This is a genomic window from Methanosarcina mangrovi (genome assembly GCF_052057765.1).
Classification (GTDB): domain Archaea; phylum Halobacteriota; class Methanosarcinia; order Methanosarcinales; family Methanosarcinaceae; genus Methanosarcina.
Map to the genome: position 1 here is coordinate 1,689,115 of NZ_CP195120.1, position 18,977 is coordinate 1,708,091.

Annotated in this window: 15 protein-coding genes; 4 read left to right on the plus strand and 11 right to left on the minus strand. The window is 40.8% G+C overall.

Annotated elements, in window-relative coordinates; all coding sequences use genetic code 11:
* Window positions 1–2: 2 nt before the first annotated feature.
* The 5 genes from ACSAZL_RS07750 to ACSAZL_RS07770 all read right to left on the minus strand — a co-directional run bounded on the left by ACSAZL_RS07750 (window position 3) and on the right by ACSAZL_RS07770 (window position 6,298).
* Window positions 3–3,725, minus strand: a complete 3,723-nt coding sequence (locus ACSAZL_RS07750) for a DUF6079 family protein (protein WP_440948119.1) — start codon at window positions 3,723–3,725, stop codon at window positions 3–5.
* Between the two features lie 20 nt (window positions 3,726–3,745).
* Window positions 3,746–4,237, minus strand: a complete 492-nt coding sequence (gene brxF, locus ACSAZL_RS07755; RefSeq protein ID WP_440948120.1) for a BREX-3 system P-loop-containing protein BrxF — start codon at window positions 4,235–4,237, stop codon at window positions 3,746–3,748.
* Between the two features lie 595 nt (window positions 4,238–4,832).
* Window positions 4,833–5,024: a hypothetical protein gene (locus ACSAZL_RS07760; protein ID WP_148705384.1), complete on the minus strand. Its 192-nt coding sequence runs from the start codon at window positions 5,022–5,024 to the stop codon at window positions 4,833–4,835.
* A gap of 482 nt (window positions 5,025–5,506) precedes the next feature.
* On the minus strand, window positions 5,507–6,019 hold the full coding sequence (locus ACSAZL_RS07765) for a hypothetical protein (RefSeq protein WP_440948121.1): 513 nt from the start codon (window positions 6,017–6,019) through the stop codon (window positions 5,507–5,509).
* Between the two features lie 12 nt (window positions 6,020–6,031).
* Window positions 6,032–6,298 (minus strand): hypothetical protein, encoded by a 267-nt coding sequence (locus ACSAZL_RS07770; RefSeq protein WP_440948122.1) that lies wholly within the window; start codon window positions 6,296–6,298, stop codon window positions 6,032–6,034.
* 101 nt (window positions 6,299–6,399) lie between these two features.
* Here ACSAZL_RS07770 and ACSAZL_RS07775 point away from each other — a divergent pair, with 101 nt between their 5' ends.
* On the plus strand, window positions 6,400–6,591 hold the full coding sequence (locus ACSAZL_RS07775) for a hypothetical protein (RefSeq protein ID WP_440948123.1): 192 nt from the start codon (window positions 6,400–6,402) through the stop codon (window positions 6,589–6,591).
* Window positions 6,578–7,231: a hypothetical protein gene (locus ACSAZL_RS07780; protein WP_440948124.1), complete on the plus strand. Its 654-nt coding sequence runs from the start codon at window positions 6,578–6,580 to the stop codon at window positions 7,229–7,231. The genes ACSAZL_RS07775 and ACSAZL_RS07780 overlap by 14 nt, the downstream gene beginning before the upstream one ends.
* A 20-nt stretch (window positions 7,232–7,251) precedes the next feature.
* Here ACSAZL_RS07780 and ACSAZL_RS07785 read toward each other — a convergent pair whose 3' ends face one another.
* From ACSAZL_RS07785 to ACSAZL_RS07810, 6 genes are all read right to left on the minus strand, one after another.
* On the minus strand, window positions 7,252–7,761 hold the full coding sequence (locus tag ACSAZL_RS07785) for a hypothetical protein (protein ID WP_440948125.1): 510 nt from the start codon (window positions 7,759–7,761) through the stop codon (window positions 7,252–7,254).
* A 1,298-nt stretch (window positions 7,762–9,059) separates the two neighbouring features.
* Entirely contained in the window at window positions 9,060–10,877 is a 1,818-nt protein-coding gene (locus ACSAZL_RS07790; protein WP_440948126.1) for a DNA polymerase, read from the minus strand.
* Entirely contained in the window at window positions 10,874–13,171 is a 2,298-nt protein-coding gene (locus ACSAZL_RS07795) for a DUF927 domain-containing protein (RefSeq protein WP_440948127.1), read from the minus strand. Before ACSAZL_RS07795 ends, ACSAZL_RS07790 begins: the two co-directional genes overlap by 4 nt.
* An 11-nt stretch (window positions 13,172–13,182) precedes the next feature.
* Window positions 13,183–13,350, minus strand: coding sequence for a hypothetical protein (locus tag ACSAZL_RS07800; protein ID WP_440948128.1), 168 nt, complete (start codon window positions 13,348–13,350; stop codon window positions 13,183–13,185).
* 236 nt (window positions 13,351–13,586) lie between these two features.
* Window positions 13,587–13,778, minus strand: coding sequence for a hypothetical protein (locus tag ACSAZL_RS07805; protein ID WP_440948129.1), 192 nt, complete (start codon window positions 13,776–13,778; stop codon window positions 13,587–13,589).
* Window positions 13,779–14,416: 638 nt separating this feature from the next.
* Window positions 14,417–15,712 (minus strand): tyrosine-type recombinase/integrase, encoded by a 1,296-nt coding sequence (locus tag ACSAZL_RS07810; RefSeq protein WP_440948130.1) that lies wholly within the window; start codon window positions 15,710–15,712, stop codon window positions 14,417–14,419.
* Between the two features lie 77 nt (window positions 15,713–15,789).
* Here ACSAZL_RS07810 and ACSAZL_RS07815 point away from each other — a divergent pair, with 77 nt between their 5' ends.
* Complete coding sequence (locus ACSAZL_RS07815; protein ID WP_440948805.1) at window positions 15,790–17,649, plus strand: replication factor C large subunit; 1,860 nt, start codon at window positions 15,790–15,792, stop codon at window positions 17,647–17,649.
* 612 nt (window positions 17,650–18,261) lie between these two features.
* Complete coding sequence (locus tag ACSAZL_RS07820; RefSeq protein ID WP_440948131.1) at window positions 18,262–18,456, plus strand: hypothetical protein; 195 nt, start codon at window positions 18,262–18,264, stop codon at window positions 18,454–18,456.
* Window positions 18,457–18,977 lie beyond the last annotated feature (521 nt).

Consider the following 18,977-nt stretch of genomic DNA (forward strand, 5'->3'; position numbering starts at 1 on the left):
TCTTACTCCATCACTATCCTCACTTTGGCCTGGTCATTGCCCTTGGTAAGCTGGTCAATATATTCTTCAAACCGTTTTTTCATCTCCGCGGGGGTGGCCGGACTGGATGTTACCTTCAGTGCATTTTGCAAGTCCTGCATTTTGCAAGTTACCTTTACTAGGCCTGAAAAAACTTCCTGTAAAGCACTGACAAAATCGTTGTCCAGTGGTATCGACAGTTTCCGGGATTTAAGGAAGGCTTCTAGCTGTTCACGCTCATCGCTCTTGAGAAGGCTCATATTTTCCCGGGTGATTGGGTCCTCAAGGTTGCTCAGGATAGTGCTGGTCCAGTCTTTGAGCAGGGTGTCGGGCCGGATCTCCATCTGATCGATAACCTGAGAAACTGCAATCTCGACTTTTTCTACTGAGGGACGGAAGTTGCAATGCGAGCATACGGGGTTAGAGTCAAGCTTCTTCTCGGTTAAATAAGAACATTCCTTCAGATCACCAAGTATATTCTGGAAATCAGTAAGTTGTTTCCTGGGCATCAATTCGACCCCGGCCAGTTTAAGCAGTGTCTTAAAACGCGGGTCATGTAAGAGTGCCACTTTCCTTTTTTCTTCATTGACTCCCAGACGAGCCCTAGTATGCAGAGCAATGTAGGCGGTAGTATAGTCTTTCTTAAGCTGCTGCAGTTTTGCTGAAATATCCTTGGATTGGACTGGTAGCCTTGATAGATCCGCCTGTTTTAAGCTGTCAAGGATATCCTGCCGGGTGGTCTTTATACGGTCCACCCACTCATGGTCTGCAGGCAGTATCGATTCGGCTGTGGTGATCCAGGCAGCGGTTGGGCCATAGTCCATCACGAACTCACGCAGGGAATTCAGTTCGTCCAGCGCTTTGACTGCTTTTTCATGGGACATGACTTCCTGGGCACTGTAACGGAAATTCTTGAGTTTTCCAGGTGTTGAATAGGCCTGCAGGGATTCGAAGAAATTCTTTGCTTCGTCCAGCCCACCTGCCTTAGAAGACAGGTCAGTTCCTACAAGCAAATCCATGCCCCAAAAAGAGAGGCCGTCACGAAGGGTCTGCTGGGTCATGACGATGCGTTTGACCATTTTTCCCACCTCCTGCTGGAGGTCCTGCACAGGTTCATCCTTACCCTGGGCGATGAGCTGGGCCTTTCCCGGAGTCATCCCGAGCAACTCGAACAGCGCTTTGAGCGCCGGAAGGTTCCATTCCTTTGGCTGTTCCAGATGTTTGAATCGGATAAGCTCATCCATTGAAGTTGCTGCCAGTTTCTGGAGTTTTGTAGCGTCAAATTTGTCCCCGGGGATAGCAAGCACTATGTCCCCGGAATAAACGAGCGCAGTCAGGATTACCACTGCCCATTCCGGTTCCAACCGAGCCGCTTCGGGGTTCATGTATTCCAGCCCATGGTCGTCCAGAATTATCTCACTGTGGTTTACCACTTGCCCGGGGCCCTTGGTCTTGAATGCGTCGAGAATGTAACTGGCGTATCTGGACCTATGAGGATCGATCCTCTCTCCATCCAGCAGTTCCAGGGCATCCAGCACAGATGTTGCCTGTTTGGTGCGGTTTTGCCTGGCAATGACTCGCAAAGCATCCTGAGCTGCCTGCTGCCGGTTGCTGCCTGTGATCAGCACTGAGAAAAACGGATAATCGGGTGCCTGGTCTGTAAAATGTGGAGCCAGACAAAAACCTGCAATGGAATTCACCATGTCTCGGAAGTTGATGGATTCGTGAGGGGACTGGCTTCGAATAGAAGTTCCTTTTGCCCACTCAACCATAGTCCTGCTACGTCCCTGATAAGTTACTTCGAAAGCATTATTCATGTGCTTCTGCAGCCATTGAACCAGCTTCTTCAGGAACCCATTCGCTTTGGACTCATAGGTGGCTTTGGCATGGCCGGAGGAAGTGCCTGCAAGGTCCAAGGCAGCTGCATAGCTCTTGAGTGCTATATGGAATTCTTCATCAGTTGTCTTCAATTGGAAAAATACTTCATCACTCTTTTTTTTATCCTTGAACCGAGGTGGATCATTCGGCTGGATGAAATAGAGGTAGAAATCTCTCTGTGGAACAGCAGTAGAGCGCTCGTTAGGTGCACCAAAGAACAGGTAACCAGTGCGTGCTGCCCTGTGTTCCTGCCACTCCAGTTCATGCTGCCAGATCTTATAGCCATTGGTATAAGTTGCGTCCTGACATTCCATCACTCTCTTGAGTGCTTCATAGTAAAAGCTGTCTAATTTGGAGTCATCCAGGCTCTCGGCTCTTTTATCAATCAGAGCATCAAAGTCGTCTGTTTTTTTAAGGTCCAGGTAAACTTGGCCGTTTTCTGAATTAAAAGAGATGAACTGCCCACTGACCGTCTTGTGGATTTCGCGCAGGACAGTTTCCACATGAGTTTGAAGGTCTTTTTCGGGTTCTTCACTGCCCATCTCGGCAATCATAGGTTCAAAAAGGCAGAGACTGTCTCGTAGTTCTTCCGCTGTTGCGCCAAGAGGGGAATAAATGTCTCCGGTGGTGAGGCGATGCACCGAAAGAGCGTGGATTAAGCGCAGGGCCATTGGCTGATAGAGAGGTCGTGTAAAAGCCTGCTGGATACGGGATTCTAGGACTTGGCTGCAGTCTATCACAGCCCGGATCTCGGGAACTGAACGGAAAGAGGAATTTTGATTCAGGGTGTTCCAGTAACGATCATAGGCAATCAGCCCGGGTTGATCTATCGGTACTTCTTTGGCCATGATGTTTTTCATTTCCAAAGAGAGGGTCTTTAACACCTCGCGTTTTTCAACCGCAGTTACCCTTTCAAAGGTGTCGATGTAATCAGGATGTACTGGGAAAAGGCGAACAAACTCATCCATCCGTTCATTGAGATTTCCATAATACTTCGCGAAAGGTGTCAGATAGTCCCTAATCTTCGCCTGTTGTTCGGCATTTTTCTTGAGCAGACGTTCAGCTACAACGAATTTAACATCACTGCGGACAATCAGGATCTGCTCGAAACGGTCTTTGACCCGGCGAATGCTATCGGCAACAAAAGCAAAACGAGGGCTGTCAAAAATAGCTTCCTGAACACCAGCCACAAAGCGGAGGCGGAGGTCTTTGCAGACTTCTCCAATCTCTCGAAGGAAATTCAGGTCAAGAATTAGTTCCTGATCTTTACGGGAACGCAGATAATCAAGAAGTTCGTCAACAATTAGTAGAAGACCCCTGTCAGGGTAAACCTGATGAAAAGCAGACATCATCTCCTCAAAAGCTCGCTTGTGGCTACTGATAGTGTCCATATCAGGGAAGATGTAATCCACACCAAATTTGTCAAGATTTTCTTCCAGTTCGGCAACCAGAATGTCGCGCAAAGACATAGTTGTCGCACCAATTTCGGTACGAATCACTTTGAACCGACCGGCAATCTGCCTTGAAGCATCGGATACTCCTTCATGGTGCAGGGCTTCCAGCAGAGAAGCATCTTCAGCAATACTGGATACTACTGACATCAAATGTGATTTACCGGTACCGTAATTGCCGACAACAAGTATCCCCTTATTGTCTACAGGCCGATCGAACTGCAGCTGTGGAATGACAAGTTCGATTAGCCTTTCCGCCATTTCTTCTGAAATGACATAAGTATTGACTAAATGGCGTGCAGCACTTGATTTGTCTGCATCACGCAGTTGAACCACTGATTCAATAGGGTCAAACTGGATAAGATCTCCATATTTCATGCTTTCTTTGCCTCTCTGGTTTATTCTGCCAAATCGACTGTTGCCGTGCCGTCCATACTCACGATCAATGTGTCTACATGGTCGTAATTCAGATATTCAGGGTGGCCTGCTTCGGCATATCTAAGTTTTTTTCCCTCTGCTGACCCGTTCCAGGAAGCAACCACGGTATTATTTCTGGATATCCCCTCAAGGAGACGCAGAGGATCCTGTTTCATTTCTTTATCAAAAAGTATCTCGAGGTTATCAAGGATTAAGATAGAGTTGTCTGTTTTGGTAATTTCATAGAGAATTTTTGGGAGGCTAATAGCGCGCTGTTTTTCTGTCAAGTCAAGTAACTTCGATGAAAGTTCCAGATTTACATTAATAATTGGGATATCAAATAGAGATGCAACATCACGAAGAACGGTGGTTTTACCCGATCCAGGCTTCCCAACCACTAAAATGAGCCTATGATACAAGTCTTCTGCGGACTCAAGAGATTGTTTTACTTTATCTAGGATTGACTTTGACATCTCCGCCCCTTAATGCCATTATTCAAGTTTCTGATAAATGGGAAAGACCACTAATCATTTACTTTCTTTTGAGTATCTGAAGATGCAAAAACTATGTTAGGTTTCACCTTTTTTAAGATGTCTATTCTCTAAACTATATTGTATTTTTAATAATTAATGTACTAAATGTTATTATATGTGATGACAAAACCAAATTGTTTCTTTTATAAGTTTTTTCGCCTAAAGAGATTTAATATTGTTATAACTTTTCATTCTATAAAGGTTCAGTGATTTAAAGAAAAAATTTAGCAATCTTTTTATATAAAATTATATGATTTGAAACGACTAGATAATTACAAAAAATGAGTTATTTAATTTCTAAAAGGTTAAAAGTACGACCTAGTGCATCGATTCCAAAATAAGTCCCTTACTTAACGGAAAATTCATTGATCCATAGATCTATTCAAAAGCCAGGATTGGGAATATACTTTAGAATCGCAGTACTAGTATGTGAACAGGAAAATAAAAAGTTACATGAAAAGTAGATAACCACATAAATTCTATTAAACAATGAGTAACTTGGTAAATACCCATTTTCCTTATTCCATTTACCTGTTTATTTTCTTTTTTGCTCTTCAATTTTTTCAAAGTCAACAATAAACTTTCCAGTTTTTAAATCAATATCCCATACAACTTTAGTTTTTCCTTTTGTGACGTCGATTCCCCTAAGAAACAATAAGTTCCTTGGGACAGTTGTAATGAAGGAATTTGAGTTACCTCTTTTAGACAGTGAGGTTTTTATTTTCATTTTATTTCCACCAAACTTAGACCTTCGAATTTGTCTTGTTTTTTATCTTGTATCATGTCTTGTTTTTATATAGTCTGACCTGTTATCTTTTAGTTTGATTAGTACCCACTAATCATACCGTTTTCATAGAAAATTCTCAGGTACATAAGGAAAAAACTAAAAAAATTTGCCCTAAATGGCTTGAAAAACTAAATTTTTAAACGTTTCCTTAGGGGCAGATCTCTTTGCTCTGATCTCTGCGCATGTTTTTCCGGGTGAATACATTCATTATATTCTTGTATTGATCAGGATGGATGCAAATTACCAAAACAGACAACTCTAATATCACTCCCTTTGATTCGCTCTTCTTGGTCACAAATTTGATTTTTTTGAAAGTTTTCAAAATTTGTGGAGGAATCGTACGTGTTTTGCACGATTCCAAGAACATTGATTCAAGAGGAAAATTAGGGATATTACCCGACATCTTTCCAACCTCCTGAATATTATGAAGACATAGGCTTCGTGAAATCAATACTATATTCTGTTGGTCTAATGACTAGAGAAATGTGCTCATTTACTAACTCACTGGCATATTCTATCTGATATGAGCTATTTTCGTTCAGTTTTGCAACGAATAAAACGTACCTTCTGAACGCTACACCGTTGAAAAAGAAGTCTTCCGGTTCGCAATCTTCCAGTTCACCTTCATCTTCTAAATCAGTATTATCTTCAAAATGCTGATACATTCCAAGTTCAAATTCACTCTCAAACTCGTCATCAAAACCGTTTACTGGGTCAGGGCCGTCTTCTGGATCAGGGGAACCTTCTAAATCAATTCTGGTTATTTCTACGACTTCGGGTAAAATTTCAATCCCATAAAGGATTTTAAAGGATTCGATTGTCTCAGGTTGAATCAATAGTGCATGAAGTAGTTTTTTTGTGGCCTCCTGTTTTCGTATTAACTCTTCAAAGTACTCAGGGGGCTCTTCGTGATAGATTCGATAAGTTGTTTCCATTTTCATCCCCTCTTAAATGTTTCCAGAAAAAATCACAGAGCCATCTTTGAGGGTCGCAGATAGAGAATTAACGGAGGCGACTTTCCCGTTTTCAATTATGGAACAGAAAAATTCAAAGACCTGCCTTGGGACCACTATACAATTGTCTTCATGGTCTGCAGGTACAGACTTATCTGAAACGATGCGGAGGAACGTAGACGTTTTTTCCAGAGTGTTAAAAGATGTTGAACTGCTGCTCGAAAAACGCATTTCAATCATTTCGTAATTTAAATTTTTCATTTTTTCCTCACTCCATTAATTGCGTATTATTTGCATATTATAGTATGCACTTTTGTATACAGCTCAAAAGTATATATATGTTTGCTTACTATAGTAAGCATATGAGCAACAAGGACAGAATTACAGTCACTATTAGCCCTTATTTAAAAAACAAATTGGCTAAGTATGTAGGGAAGGGGAAGCTGTTTTCATCAGCGAGTGATGCGGCCGGCATTGCTTTAACTGAGCTGTTTGTGAAAATAGAGCAGGAAGAGAAGAAAGAAAAAGAGGAGAACGAGAATGAACACTCCTGAATTATCTAAAAGAGGTTACATAGCTTCTACTCCTGCAGCTATTTATTTCAAAAGCAGGCGAGGAGGGCACTATCAGCAATCTGTACTCTGTAAAGCCAAAGCGTATTTAGGATTCGATAGTAGAGGGCGGCTCCAGATGTCTTTCGTGGGGAATACTCACAGTGAAAGTGTGAAAATAGTTGTGAGTAAGTATAATTTACTTCAACTGATACTATTTCATCTCACATTGAGACCGATCCAGAAAAGCTCAAAACAAACAGGTCTCTGGGAAGGGGAAGAAGTACTGAAAAGAAAAGGAATTATCCCTGTGGACTTGGAAGAAGGAAAAAGCCTGGATGCTATCAAAGAGGAGTATTACAGGGTAAAAACTCTTTTAGAAGAGTTTCTGCCCACTGCAAACGAAAAAGATCAGAAACTAGCCTATGCACAATTTCTCAAACTTTTGGAAGCACAGCACAAGATCTCTGTACTCACTGAAATCGAAAGGACCAGACAGCTCCTAGAATCATTCAACGTGCAAACTAAAACAAGTAAAAAAAGATATGCTGATCAGAGTCCGACTCTCCCAGAAGTGTCTGAAAATTACAAAAATCTGTATTACATGTCAGGAAAATGGAAGCAGCGGCAAAAGGAAAAATGAGTTTACCGGACTTGATCCGGTTACATTTGGTTTTTTGAGGTCCTTGTTGAGACTGATCTGAGAGAATGCGAATTTATTTTTTTTAGGTTCTGTTTCATGCTTTGATCCCATTCCCTCCAGCGTTTCTCCTGACTGGTTTCTGGTTTTAGTTCTTCTGTTTTCATTCTGAGAGGACCTTGGTGTTCTCCGGGCCTGGTTTTTTTAGGAGTAGAGGAAAGAGAAGTTTCTTTCATTCCCTTTGAGAGTTCGTCCAATCTTGACTTTTGGATTTCCAACATTTGTTCAAATTTTAATAATCTGGCTTCATGCCTCCGGATCATCAAAATCATTTCCTCTATGCTTCCTCTGATCTGGAGAGCATCAATACTCCCTGAGACAGCAGAATATTCAATGATCCGGCGTGAACCACATTTTCCGCATAATGGCTTAACAGCACCGGATAAAAAAACCCTTTTGCATTTGAAACACATGACCGCTCGTTTCGCTACCTTATTTTCTGGTTTTGGAGCACTCCCGTATCTTTTTCGCATACTAGGCGTATAGGTAATATAAGTATATATATTTTTTTGCAATATTTGTGTATAAATAGATATAAATGCATATAAAAATCAATAATATGCAAAATAAGCATTTGATACATAGAATAAAAATCAATAAATGGAAACAAAATTAGTAAATTCGGTGAAACAAACACAAATAATTGTAAATAAAAATTGGTTAAAATTGACGCTATATATATTCATATATGGGTTGATCAGAAGCCAAGAAAACGCGCCCGCCCGAACAGCCAAAAAAACGGACTAGGCGGGTTTAGCACATTTTAAGGTTTTTACATATTTTCCCAAGTAATTTTAAAGCGATTTAAGCCATTTTTTTGGCTTGGTAGATAGGACTACTAGGCAATCGTTCTGAAAAGTCAATTATGGGCAGGAAAAAACGTTTCATTCTTTGAATTTCCTATTCGTGTGCTCAAAACATGCAGTTTCCCTGTCCAGAAAAACATTGGACCTGAAAAAAGGAAAAATGAGTCAAAAAAGAAGTATCCTGTATGTCCTCAAGAAGCTTACAAAATGAAAAGCATATTTTTCTTTTTCCCCGGAGAAGATTGCACAGAAAAGAGATTATAGCCAGGCTAAACTGCATTTTGACTTTGCGGATAAGCCAGATAAAGTAAAAAAATACCACTTTATCCATGAATCAAAAAAATGAAAAACGTAAAAGAAAACAATAACAGGAGAATAAATAACAATGATAATAATAATAATAATCTATCTTTATCTTCTATCTCCTGATATTGTTTTTCTCCCTGGACAAGGTGGATAAAGTATAACTTTTCCACCTTATCCGGTAAAATCAATAACAGTGTACATCCTGGATAAGGTGGATAAGGTGGATAAGGTGAATTTGATATTTTATTTTCCACCGAAAAGAATAGAAAAATCTGAAAAATTTTAGAAAACTAATTATTTTCTTCTTTAATTATAAAAAAAATATACTGTGTTTCAGGAATTTTTCTCACAAAAATTTTGTCTCTTTTTTACACTTATCCACCTTATCCACCTTATCCACAAAGTCTCTATTCATTGTTTTTGCTGGATAAAGTAAAAATTGAATACCTTATCTGGATAAGGTAAAATACAGAGAAAATAGAAAAATCCTCAAAATAATATGAAAAATCTGCAAGAAAAAAACAACACAATATAAAAAATAATAAATTTATGGGCTTCAATCCTTTTCCCAGACATCTCCTATCGTGGTTTCTGCAACACATTGAAGGTCAATCAAGAACAAAGCTCCGGCTTTTTCCATTCAGTTTTAACTACATTTTTTACTTCTTCCACCTATCACATACATTAGGGTCAGCCTTACAGGGAACATCTGTCAGGAAGATTTTTGCAGCCTTAATCATCTCTTCCTCAACAATTGTTTTGACTTCTTCTGCAATCTCTTCCGGAGCTTCTACTATAATCTCATCATGGACAGTATTGCAAAACTTTATACCTCTTGGTTCAAGTAACAGGAAAATGGTTCCCATTGCAATCTTGGTAATATCAGCACTCAAGGATTGAATAACAGCATTTTTTGCTTGGTTTATGATCTTCCATTCTTCATCCGTTCTTACTGGAAGGAACTTCCTGACCCTTCCACAAGCATTCCGAACCATGAGATCCTTAACAGCATTCTTTCCAATGTGATATAGGAAATTTGAGACTACCGGGTATGATTCTTTGAATTTCCTTATGTATTGACTTGTTTCTGCTTTTGTGATATCAATATTTGAGTCAGTTTTCAGCTTCTTGATGAGGCCAGGCACACCAAGACCGTAACACAGCCCAAGCGTTATTTGCTTGGCAATTTCCCTTTCTTTGCTATCCTTCGTGATCTGATCATAGGGTATTCCGAAGATAGCCTCTGCCGTCAGTATATATAGGTCCTTACCTTCTTTGTAAGCAGCAATCATCTTAGGGTCGCCACTCACCTGAGCCATGATCCTAGGTTCAATCTGTGAATAGTCGGACACAACGAGCTTATGCCCTTTTTCAGCACAGAAAACGTCTCTCCAATTGTAGGAACTAACCTCTTTTCCGTCTGAATCCTTTACTATGCAAAACTTTCTCCTAGGCTGGTTTTGTAGGTTAAGGCTTTTAATAGGAAGCTTCTTAATGTTCTCCTGCCCGCTTGAGAGCCTGCCGGTTTCAGTTCCATACTGGTTAAAGGTTGCATAAGTCCTTTCATCAGGATGGATATAGCCTCTGATTAGGTTGCCCTTTTCGTCAGTAGAGTCATAGGCAGTCAGTATGTAGGTGTTCAGGAACTTGTTTAAGCCTCGGTATTCAAGAATATTCTTGATTAAGGGGTCTCCGTTGTACTTTGCAAGTGAGTCCTCATCTGTTCCCTCAAGCTCAAAGCCTCTAGCCTGCAATACTGGCAGGAGTTGAGTAGTGCTATTAAGGTTCAAAGGCTTGTCACAGCAGGGCTGCAGCTCCCGAAGGATATACTGCTCTGTTTCCTTAACTGACTGAGTGGCTTCTATTTCAGCAAGTTTTATAAGGTCTGCATCCACTTTAAAACCCGAAAGCTCAAGCCAAACCATAGCAGGAAGACATTTCATCTCAATGTCTATTGTTCTCTCAATCCCTATTTGCTTAGCTTTTGCAATCTGCTGTTTATGAATAACTGGAAGGTATTTGAGATCACAGGCAGCATACTTAATTTGCTCAGTGGTAAGGTCAACTCCATACCTGAACCCCGTCTGTTCTTCCTTTTCCAAATGCTCCCCACAATAGCGGAGCACAAGATCTTTGAGACCAAGACCAATTTTAAGGATCTTCCTTTGCTTGACAGAAGCGTATACTCCACCCGATAAGGCTATCTCAGCAATATAAGTATCATAGACGTATCTGAGAGTAATTCCGAATTGTTGCTTGAGGAATTTGCAGTCAAACTTCAGGTTGTGTCCTACTATGAGGCTGCTCTCAAGAGCAGGCTTTATTTTATCCATATCGATTTGAGTAGGGTCTTTTATGATGTAGGTCTTACCATTGGGGAGGAGGAGTTGTATAGTAACAATTCTGCCATTGAAGACATCAAGGCCGTTATAGCCTGGGGAGTTGTCAGTCTCAATATCTAAGTAGAGAGTGGTCATCCCTGATCACCCTCCAAAAGACCGAGATCATTCATGAGCTCATAGATTCCGGTACCGTCTCCACTCGTGTGGATTATAATATTTTCATCTAATCCGGCTGTAACACTAGAGACTTGGTTAAATCCTGTTCCGGAAGATGGATGAGCATTTACGTTTATCTGAGGAGCCTCAGTCACCTTGTCTACTCCATTATCAGAATCATTGCCAAATTCAATATCCTCTGTAGGCTCTGCCTTCTCATCCTCCTTCTCAAGCCTCAAATACTCCTCAAACCTTGCTAAAGGTACCTTAATTACTTGCTTTTTTCCACCGTTAGCACTAATTTGGTTTTTCTTTATTTTTACAACATTGCCTGTTTTGCTGTCGGTCTGCTCTTTAGGGATAAGAATGTCTAGAGTTTTCCATTCGTCTGTTACGGCCTCAAAAGTGTTCGGTCCTATTTCCGTGTTTAGATATTTGCTTAGTTTGTCAGGGATAAAACAAATGCAAGTACCATATTTTTTATCCTCCCTGATCCATCCATACCGTTCATGGTTAAGCGGATGCTCAGGGTCCTCATCCTGGAAATATACCTCATTTGCATTAAACCATGAGTATGTAGCACTGAGAGCTCTAATATGATCTGGGATGAAGCAGTTTGATATTACGTTTTCATTGAAATAGTGTTTGCAAATTGTCATAGAATTTTCAGTTGCAACACCCATTTTTTCAAAAACCCTTTCTAACAAATATCCAGCAAGAGCTATGGCCGCATAATACTCTTTGGCTCGATCACTTGTAATATCCTCAACGACTGGAAAGCTACTAAAAAAAGAATTAAATAAAGAAGTCAAATTTTCTTTTTCTTTAAATAGCTCCTGTAAATAAAGGATCCCAACATGTCCATAATTTGTTGTTATGGCGTTTTGAATTTGTTTAACCTCTAAAGCGGGCAATTTTTCTGAAACTCCATCCCTTAAAGGTACAACCCGCACCTGCTGACCAGTTAACGCACTTTCAGGAAGAATGGGTTTTTCCCCAGTGGATAACAAAACAGTAGACCAAGTGGAAGGCATTACAAGGCCGCCTTCGGAATTACTTTTGCTTCTACCTACACCATTTGCAATTAAGTAAACTAAATCCTTAATTCTATCCGTGATAGACGTTTCATCCACAAACAAAGGCAGGTCCGTACAGTATTCAACGGTTTTCTGTATCCCTGCAGGTGTTGACTCAGCATTTAATTGAAGTTTTTCAGGATTTCCCCATACAGAAGCTGCAAGCAAGCCCATAGTTGTTTTAAGTCGTCCTGATGGCGTTTGCTGTGTTTGGACAAACGATTTAATGTTTAGCCATTTGAGAAGCGGGGGAACACATGCACTATATAGTTTAAAACGAACAGCAGGATATTTAATTAATTGGTTCACTGCCTGTACCCACAGGTCAAGTTCTCCGTTCTGTGTATACAGTTCAGCAGTGGGATTATTATGCGACAATACCTCAGTTTCCCCATCTGCTGTAATTCCCCTGTTGCCAACAACGAACAATGAAAAATCATTTTTCCAACCACTAACAGAGGCTGCAAAACACGAAGGAAGTTCGTGACGGTTACGGGTTATGACTATGTCAAAATATTCTATGATATTGTTAACATCAGCTTCCTTAAAATGCATCCCTTCCTTAAGAAGTTTTGTAACATCAGCCCGTTTCATCAGATCACTTGTCGTTTTCCAAAGGGTCCTTTCACGGTTTCGGATATCCTTGATTTTAAGCTTGTAGAGGATTTCCCCATTGTCTACATTTTCACCTATCGCTGTAATGATGCAAGGAGTGGAAGAAATACGGATTTCACCCACATAAGATTTAGTAGAAACCTCTTGATAGATTCCATATGTATTCACAGTGAATTCCCTTACCTTAATAGGAAGATTTGAAAATTCGTCATTCGTTGATTCACCGGCTTCTTCCTCAAGTAATCTTGTAGCTTCTGTACTTGTAGTAATGATTTGTTCCTGTTCATCCTCACTCCATTGTTCCCAAGTCTCCCCGCCAACATATACAGATATTATTTTTTTGATTTCTGTAGGTTCAAAGGCAGCTTGAGCTAATTTAAATGCTATTTTTCTATATGCATTCCCGGGATCAATTACAGTATCTGGATCAACGTTTAAGGCATATTCTAGATCGGTGTTTACTCTGATAGCCTCAATAATTTCCTCATCTAGACTGAGAGCATTAGGATTAGTCCCATCTCCAACTTTCTCAGGCAGTAAATTGAATCGTTCCCGAAGCTTATCATCAATATCAGAAGGCATTTTTATGCCCCCTATCTGAGCATTACCCAGGCTGAAAACAGTATCTGATTAATCTGGTCCAGCCTCTCACGAATTTCTGGATCAGTGGTCAGCTCCTGTTGTCGCTCAAGGGCCTGCCAGCTAGAAAATAATGTATCCCGATGATAAACCAGGACAGCCACCGGAATTGTCAAACTCACCTCAACCGCCTCCGATTTGGACAGTGGCTAGGAATAGGACAATCAGAACATTCGATATCCCCCCATGTGTACCCACACGTTGAGATCTCCTCATACAGTAAATAGGATTTTCTATTCCTGTAAGGGTGAGCCGAAAAGTTTAAATTCTCTGCAAATCTACCTATAGATGAAGAGAGTTGCGTTTTTGGATTCCAGTCTGGAACCTGGGAGCCCATTTTTCTGATTTTTAATCTCGTTTAAATCAGCCCCCGTTGCCGTTTCACTGCGTCAAGTGTTGTTTTGCCGTCTGCAATGTCCTTTAATATTCGCGTCAGCCGTTCCTGGGCCAGAGCCTCAATCCTCAGCATTAACTCAAACGTTTTTGGAATATAATCGCTTGACTCTGCATTTATTTGTCCAGAGTTTACACTATCTACTGAATTTTGCATTATTATTCCTCCAAGCAGGAGGAGAAAAAAGAGAGCGTATACTGTGTCCAGAAAGCTTTATAAGCAGTCGGAGCCATTAATTGTTGGTAATAGTTGTTTATAACGAATTATAGACAACTATGAAACGCTAAAATTATGGAAACAGTATACCCTCTGAACTGGTTGGCAGACCAGTTCAGAGAGACTCAAGCTCTTTTTCTCCGGAAAATTTTTTCTTAAGTATTTCTCCTACAAAATTTGCTCTGGGTATGTACCCTCGGGATTTTTCAATTTTATCAAACAGCTCACCGTCTACGGAAACACAAAACTGAACTCGTTTTCCGTGCAGCCTAGATCGCATTTCGTTGTATGTTATATCCATTTGTTGTCACATCCGATACCCGGCAGTGTCAGGCACTGCACACAGTAAATATAGGTTGACGAAATATAAAAGTATTTCCTCTAAATAAACCCTATTAGGGTTTAGTTTGGACATTCCACGCTATATATTGTATATTTTTGCATAAAATGATAATAAAATGGATTATCTTGACGAAATATGGATAAATAATATATTTTTTTGCATAATAATATCAAAAATTGCATATTTGGATATAAGAGTCAAAAAGTAAAAGGCAAATAAATGATAAAGTGATTGCTCACTTTACTCCTTTCAATAAATCATTAAGCCTGGATTCCACAAGTTCTTCAAGTTTGGATTCCATAAGTTTTTGAATTTGGTCATCCACGGTTTGAGGAACTGCCTCCATCTTTTTCCTGAGGTCCTGCAGCTCAGCTCTTTCTACAGTTGCTTTTGCAGTTTCCCTTGCAAGAATTTCATTCTCAGATATCACCTTTTTGTACTCTGGAGACTCAGACACGTTCAGTTCCTTTTTAATCGTTAACCACGGAATGTATTTTTCATATTTGTTTTTAAGTGCAACTGGATCTGCCCGATAGTATGCATCGCGTGTGCCGTCAATTTGATGGCCCATCAAGAAGTCCACAAAGAAAATTTCAGCCCCGTTCGCTAACATTGTACTGTTAAAAAACTTCCTTATACCGTGAGACCTCACCAAGTTCCGTTTCCCGAACGGACTCGACTTCCTTGCTTTTTCATTAAGTTCTCTATATGTTTTTTGTATGCTCTTCGGTGTTAACTTTCTTAATTCTTCGGCTTCTCTTTCGTTTTTGATTTCCAGATATTCGTTAGGTATAGCACGATTAATAAACAAGTACCCTGTAGGATTTCCTCTTCTATCGTATCTTACCCTTTGTTTCAGTAGCTGGTTCTGCCTTACCTTGTCTTTGCTATCAGATGTCCTGCCCCGATATTCCAGGTAAGCCCAAACCGCCCTGGAAGCTTCAGGAGTTAAGAAAGTGTAAAATTCATACCCCACTTTTTCCCGTATCAGATGTAGAGTTGTTATTTCGGTTTCTTTATCATAACCGTCCATGAATCTTTTTACAGTTAGGTTTGAAATTTCGTTCACTGCAAGACCACTTGAAACCCCCATCAATACCAATGCTTTCTCTAAAGTATCAGCTACCTCAAGTACTTCTTGAATGTCTTCCTTTTCTGGTATGGCTCTGTTCTCCATCAAAGGTCTTGCACTTGTAGCGGATCTTGGTAAAACTGGCAACGTGATATTGTAAAAGTTGAAAAAACTTCTGACGCCTGTTAACCTGGCTTTAATAGACATCGGAGCAGTACCAGATGATTCAAGGTCTTCTCTGAAATCCCTCAATTCATTGAATATCCTCCTTTCTCTCATCAGCTTGCCGGACCTGATATCTTCTTCCGATTCTAGAATAATTTGTTCAGGGGTTTTGTCCAGAAATTCGGTAAAAGCCCTCATACTATCCGTATATCCTTCTCTCGTTGTCTTCTTTGCACCGATACCGGAAAGCCAATCTTTAATATATTTGTCGTCTTTAAGTTCCTTATAATTCAAACTATTACCAACTCCCTAACTTTATAATAATGGATAGGGTTATGGATAAGAACTTATACTTATTGATATGGTTTAAGATGATGTCGGCAATCGAATGGGCTGAAAAATACCGGCCCCGGACTCTTGGAGATGTCGTGGGGAACAAGAAGGCAGTGCAGGATTTCAGGGCATGGGCTGAGGAATGGCAGTCCGGGGTTCCTGAGCAGAAGGCAGTGATCCTTTACGGGCCTGCAGGGATAGGAAAGACATCAAGCGCTCATGCTCTGGCCAGGGACATGGAATGGGATGTTATCGAACTCAATGCAAGCGACCAGAGGACTGCAGGGGTTATTGAGAAGGTTGCTGGCTCTGCAGCATCAATGAACACTCTTTTTGGAGGCAAGCGACTTATCATCCTTGATGAGGCGGATAATATCCATGGGACTGCAGACAGGGGTGGGATGAGGGCTATTGCCGGGATCATAAAAGTCACACTTCAGCCGATTGTGCTTATTGCAAATGACATTTACGGGTTAACACCAACGATCCGGAACCTCTGCCTGGAAATAAAGTTCGGGTCCGTGCAGAGCCGTTCCATGCTCCCTGCTTTGAAGAAGGTCTGTGAGGCTGAGGGAGTTTATTGCAGCCAGGAAGCTATCCTGCAGATTGCGGAAAATGCCGGAGGGGACTTCAGGAGTGCCATGAATGACCTCCAGGCTGCAGCAAGCGGGAAAGAGAAGCTCGAAGTTGAAGATATCGGGACTGCAGGCAGGGATGTAAAGGAGAACATCTTTAAGGCGATGCAGAAGATCTTTAAAAGCACTGACTGTAAAAAGGCGCTTGAATCGGCATACGGGCTTGATGAAAGTCCTGAAGACCTCGTGCACTGGATCGATGAAAATTTGCCTATCCAGTATGCCCGTAAGGACGGGAATCTCGAAGATATAAGGACAGGGTTTGACTACCTTTCAAAAGCTGACATGTATCTGGGACGCGTAAAAAAGCGCCAGAATTACAGGATGTGGAGGTATGCCAGCATGCTTATGGTCTGCGGGGCCGCCCTTTCGAAGACAAAGCCGTACCCGGGCTTCATCAAATACCAGCAGCCTTCACTCTGGAGAAGGTTAGGGCAGACACGTTCGAAGCGGGATATGCGGGACAATGTTGCATCAAAAATCGGGGAACACAGCTTTGAGTCTATGCATTATTCCAGGAACAACCTTCTCGGGCTTTATTCACGCATGCTGAAGGACGAAGAATCTGCAGTTGAAGTTACTGCAAATCTCGGGCTTGAGCTTGAAGAGCTGATGTACCTCACAGGAAGTGCAAAGGCAAGCAAAAAGTTGCAGAAAATTTACGACGAGGCACAGAAGCTTCTCGATGAAAGTAAGGATAAAACTGAAGAGCCTGACTTTTTTAAGACACCTGCCCCTGCAGTGGACAACAAGCAGGGAACCCTCAGCTGCCCCATTATGATTCAGGAGGAAGAAGAACCTCAAAAGGAGTCCATTGCCGGCAAATCTGATCCTCCGGATCTCCGGCCTTCGGAAAGAAAGCAGAAAACCCTTAACATGGGATTTGACACCTCATCTGGGGTCCCCGAAAAAAAAGAAAATTTAGAGAAAAAAGAAAATTTAGAGAAAAAAGAAAATTTAGAGAAAAAAGAAAATTTAGAGAAAAAAGAAAATTCAGGGAATCTACCGGTTGACGATCCAAAACTTGCAGAAAAAAACTTATTTTCTTTTTCCGCCCCTCTGCCGGAAAAGGAACCCTTTTCCGAATCTTTAGAACAGAGAACTTTCTCTGCGCCTTTGAAAATGGAAAATTCGACTAACAATGAACCTTCAAAACAAAAGATATCTGATAAAGATCCACCCTCCGAAGGAGTGCAGGATAGTGCAGGAAATGTGGCTAGGAAAGCCGAGCCTAAAAACCAGAAAACACTTTTCGACTTTTGAATTATTATAAGGTACTAATCGCAAGTTTTCTTTTCCGGGTCAGAGAATCCGGAAAAGTTCTTCTTTGTTTGCCCACACTTTCCTTAAAACTTCCTATTTTGGGAGAGCTCAGGTACGTTTAGATTTTTTATTTTGCCCTCCTTGAGTTTTAAAAGGATACAGAACCCCGGATTTTTTGCTGGCTTACAGCCAGGCAGACTATTCGGAAGCTTATAAGTATGCTTAACTGCTGCGAAAGAGAAACTGAAGTTTTATGTGAGCGGAACTGATAGGTTGGCTTGAATGAAAGAAGAAGTTGTTGGTGTGCTTGGGAAGTTTGGACTGGAGTCCGCTCACAAATATTAGTATGTAACTTTAGATATAAATACTTTTTTAATATATTTATAATATCTTACTTACTTCCCTATTTCATGCTTCATACAGGCAAATTTCTCTTTTTTTATTCGTTCTATTTACAGTTAATCTACAGTTAATCTACAGCTAATTTACAGCTAATTTATGGCTAATTTACAGCTAATTTAAAGTGATTTTACAGACTTCCTGATATTTCCCGTTCATTGAACCTGGTACCTATATGAGAACATGCAGAATAAGTTAAGATAAGTTGAGATAATGCAAGGCAAGGTTGAGAAAAGTCTAACAAAATTAAGAAATGTTATGGTGATAATGCTACTTTTGAACAAAGCCTGGAAAAGAGCCGAGAGAAAAGTTCGTGAGCGGGCTTGGGGAGTTGGGGGAATAGTTGGGGGAATAGTTGGGGAATATGGGTTTGGGGTTATACTATGGAAAAGAGACCCGCTCACTTAGCATGAGTAGTCATTACATACTATAAATAGCTTTCGATTTTATTCATAACATATTATAATTACAGACAAATTGTTGCTAAGTCTTTAAACTGTTCTCCAATATCGTTTTCTTCTGGAAAACAGGCACAATCCTGCAAAGAATATCAGGGCTCTCGGTGATACTGGAAGAAACACAGGTAAGAAATAATAGTACTGATCTTAAATTTGCTAAAATCTGAGCCATCCGAATCCTGATTAGGGGTTACAGGAAATCGGAGATTTTCTGGGAGTTGCACTGCAAGTGCAACAGTCCGCGGTCTGTTTCGGCAGAGTTGCGGCTCTGCAGCCCGAATTGCGCCTCGGGAGTCCGCAGTCTGTTTCGGCAGAGTTGCGGCTCTGCAGTACGCTGCCCTTTTCGCTTCGCTCAAGAGGGCCAATTTTGGGATATAGTAGTGAGCTGCGCTCAAGCAGACTATTAATGGGTTAAGAAGTGAACTGAGCTCAAGCGGACTGATTGACAGGTTGTAACAGTTAGCTTCGTTC

Bases quoted from the DNA above. Each gene is read 5' to 3' on its own strand.
- ACSAZL_RS07815 (WP_440948805.1), top strand. From the start codon at position 15,790: ATGATGTCGGCAATCGAATGGGCTGAAAAATACCGGCCCCGGACTCTT.
- ACSAZL_RS07760 (WP_148705384.1), bottom strand. From the start codon at position 5,024: ATGAAAATAAAAACCTCACTGTCTAAAAGAGGTAACTCAAATTCCTTC.
- ACSAZL_RS07750 (WP_440948119.1), bottom strand. From the start codon at position 3,725: ATGAAATATGGAGATCTTATCCAGTTTGACCCTATTGAATCAGTGGTT.
- ACSAZL_RS07775 (WP_440948123.1), top strand. From the start codon at position 6,400: ATGAGCAACAAGGACAGAATTACAGTCACTATTAGCCCTTATTTAAAA.
- ACSAZL_RS07820 (WP_440948131.1), top strand. From the start codon at position 18,262: ATGCAAGGCAAGGTTGAGAAAAGTCTAACAAAATTAAGAAATGTTATG.
- brxF (WP_440948120.1), bottom strand. From the start codon at position 4,237: ATGTCAAAGTCAATCCTAGATAAAGTAAAACAATCTCTTGAGTCCGCA.
- ACSAZL_RS07805 (WP_440948129.1), bottom strand. From the start codon at position 13,778: ATGCAAAATTCAGTAGATAGTGTAAACTCTGGACAAATAAATGCAGAG.
- ACSAZL_RS07790 (WP_440948126.1), bottom strand. From the start codon at position 10,877: ATGACCACTCTCTACTTAGATATTGAGACTGACAACTCCCCAGGCTAT.
- ACSAZL_RS07795 (WP_440948127.1), bottom strand. From the start codon at position 13,171: ATGCCTTCTGATATTGATGATAAGCTTCGGGAACGATTCAATTTACTG.
- ACSAZL_RS07770 (WP_440948122.1), bottom strand. From the start codon at position 6,298: ATGAAAAATTTAAATTACGAAATGATTGAAATGCGTTTTTCGAGCAGC.
- ACSAZL_RS07780 (WP_440948124.1), top strand. From the start codon at position 6,578: ATGAACACTCCTGAATTATCTAAAAGAGGTTACATAGCTTCTACTCCT.
- ACSAZL_RS07765 (WP_440948121.1), bottom strand. From the start codon at position 6,019: ATGGAAACAACTTATCGAATCTATCACGAAGAGCCCCCTGAGTACTTT.
- ACSAZL_RS07785 (WP_440948125.1), bottom strand. From the start codon at position 7,761: ATGCGAAAAAGATACGGGAGTGCTCCAAAACCAGAAAATAAGGTAGCG.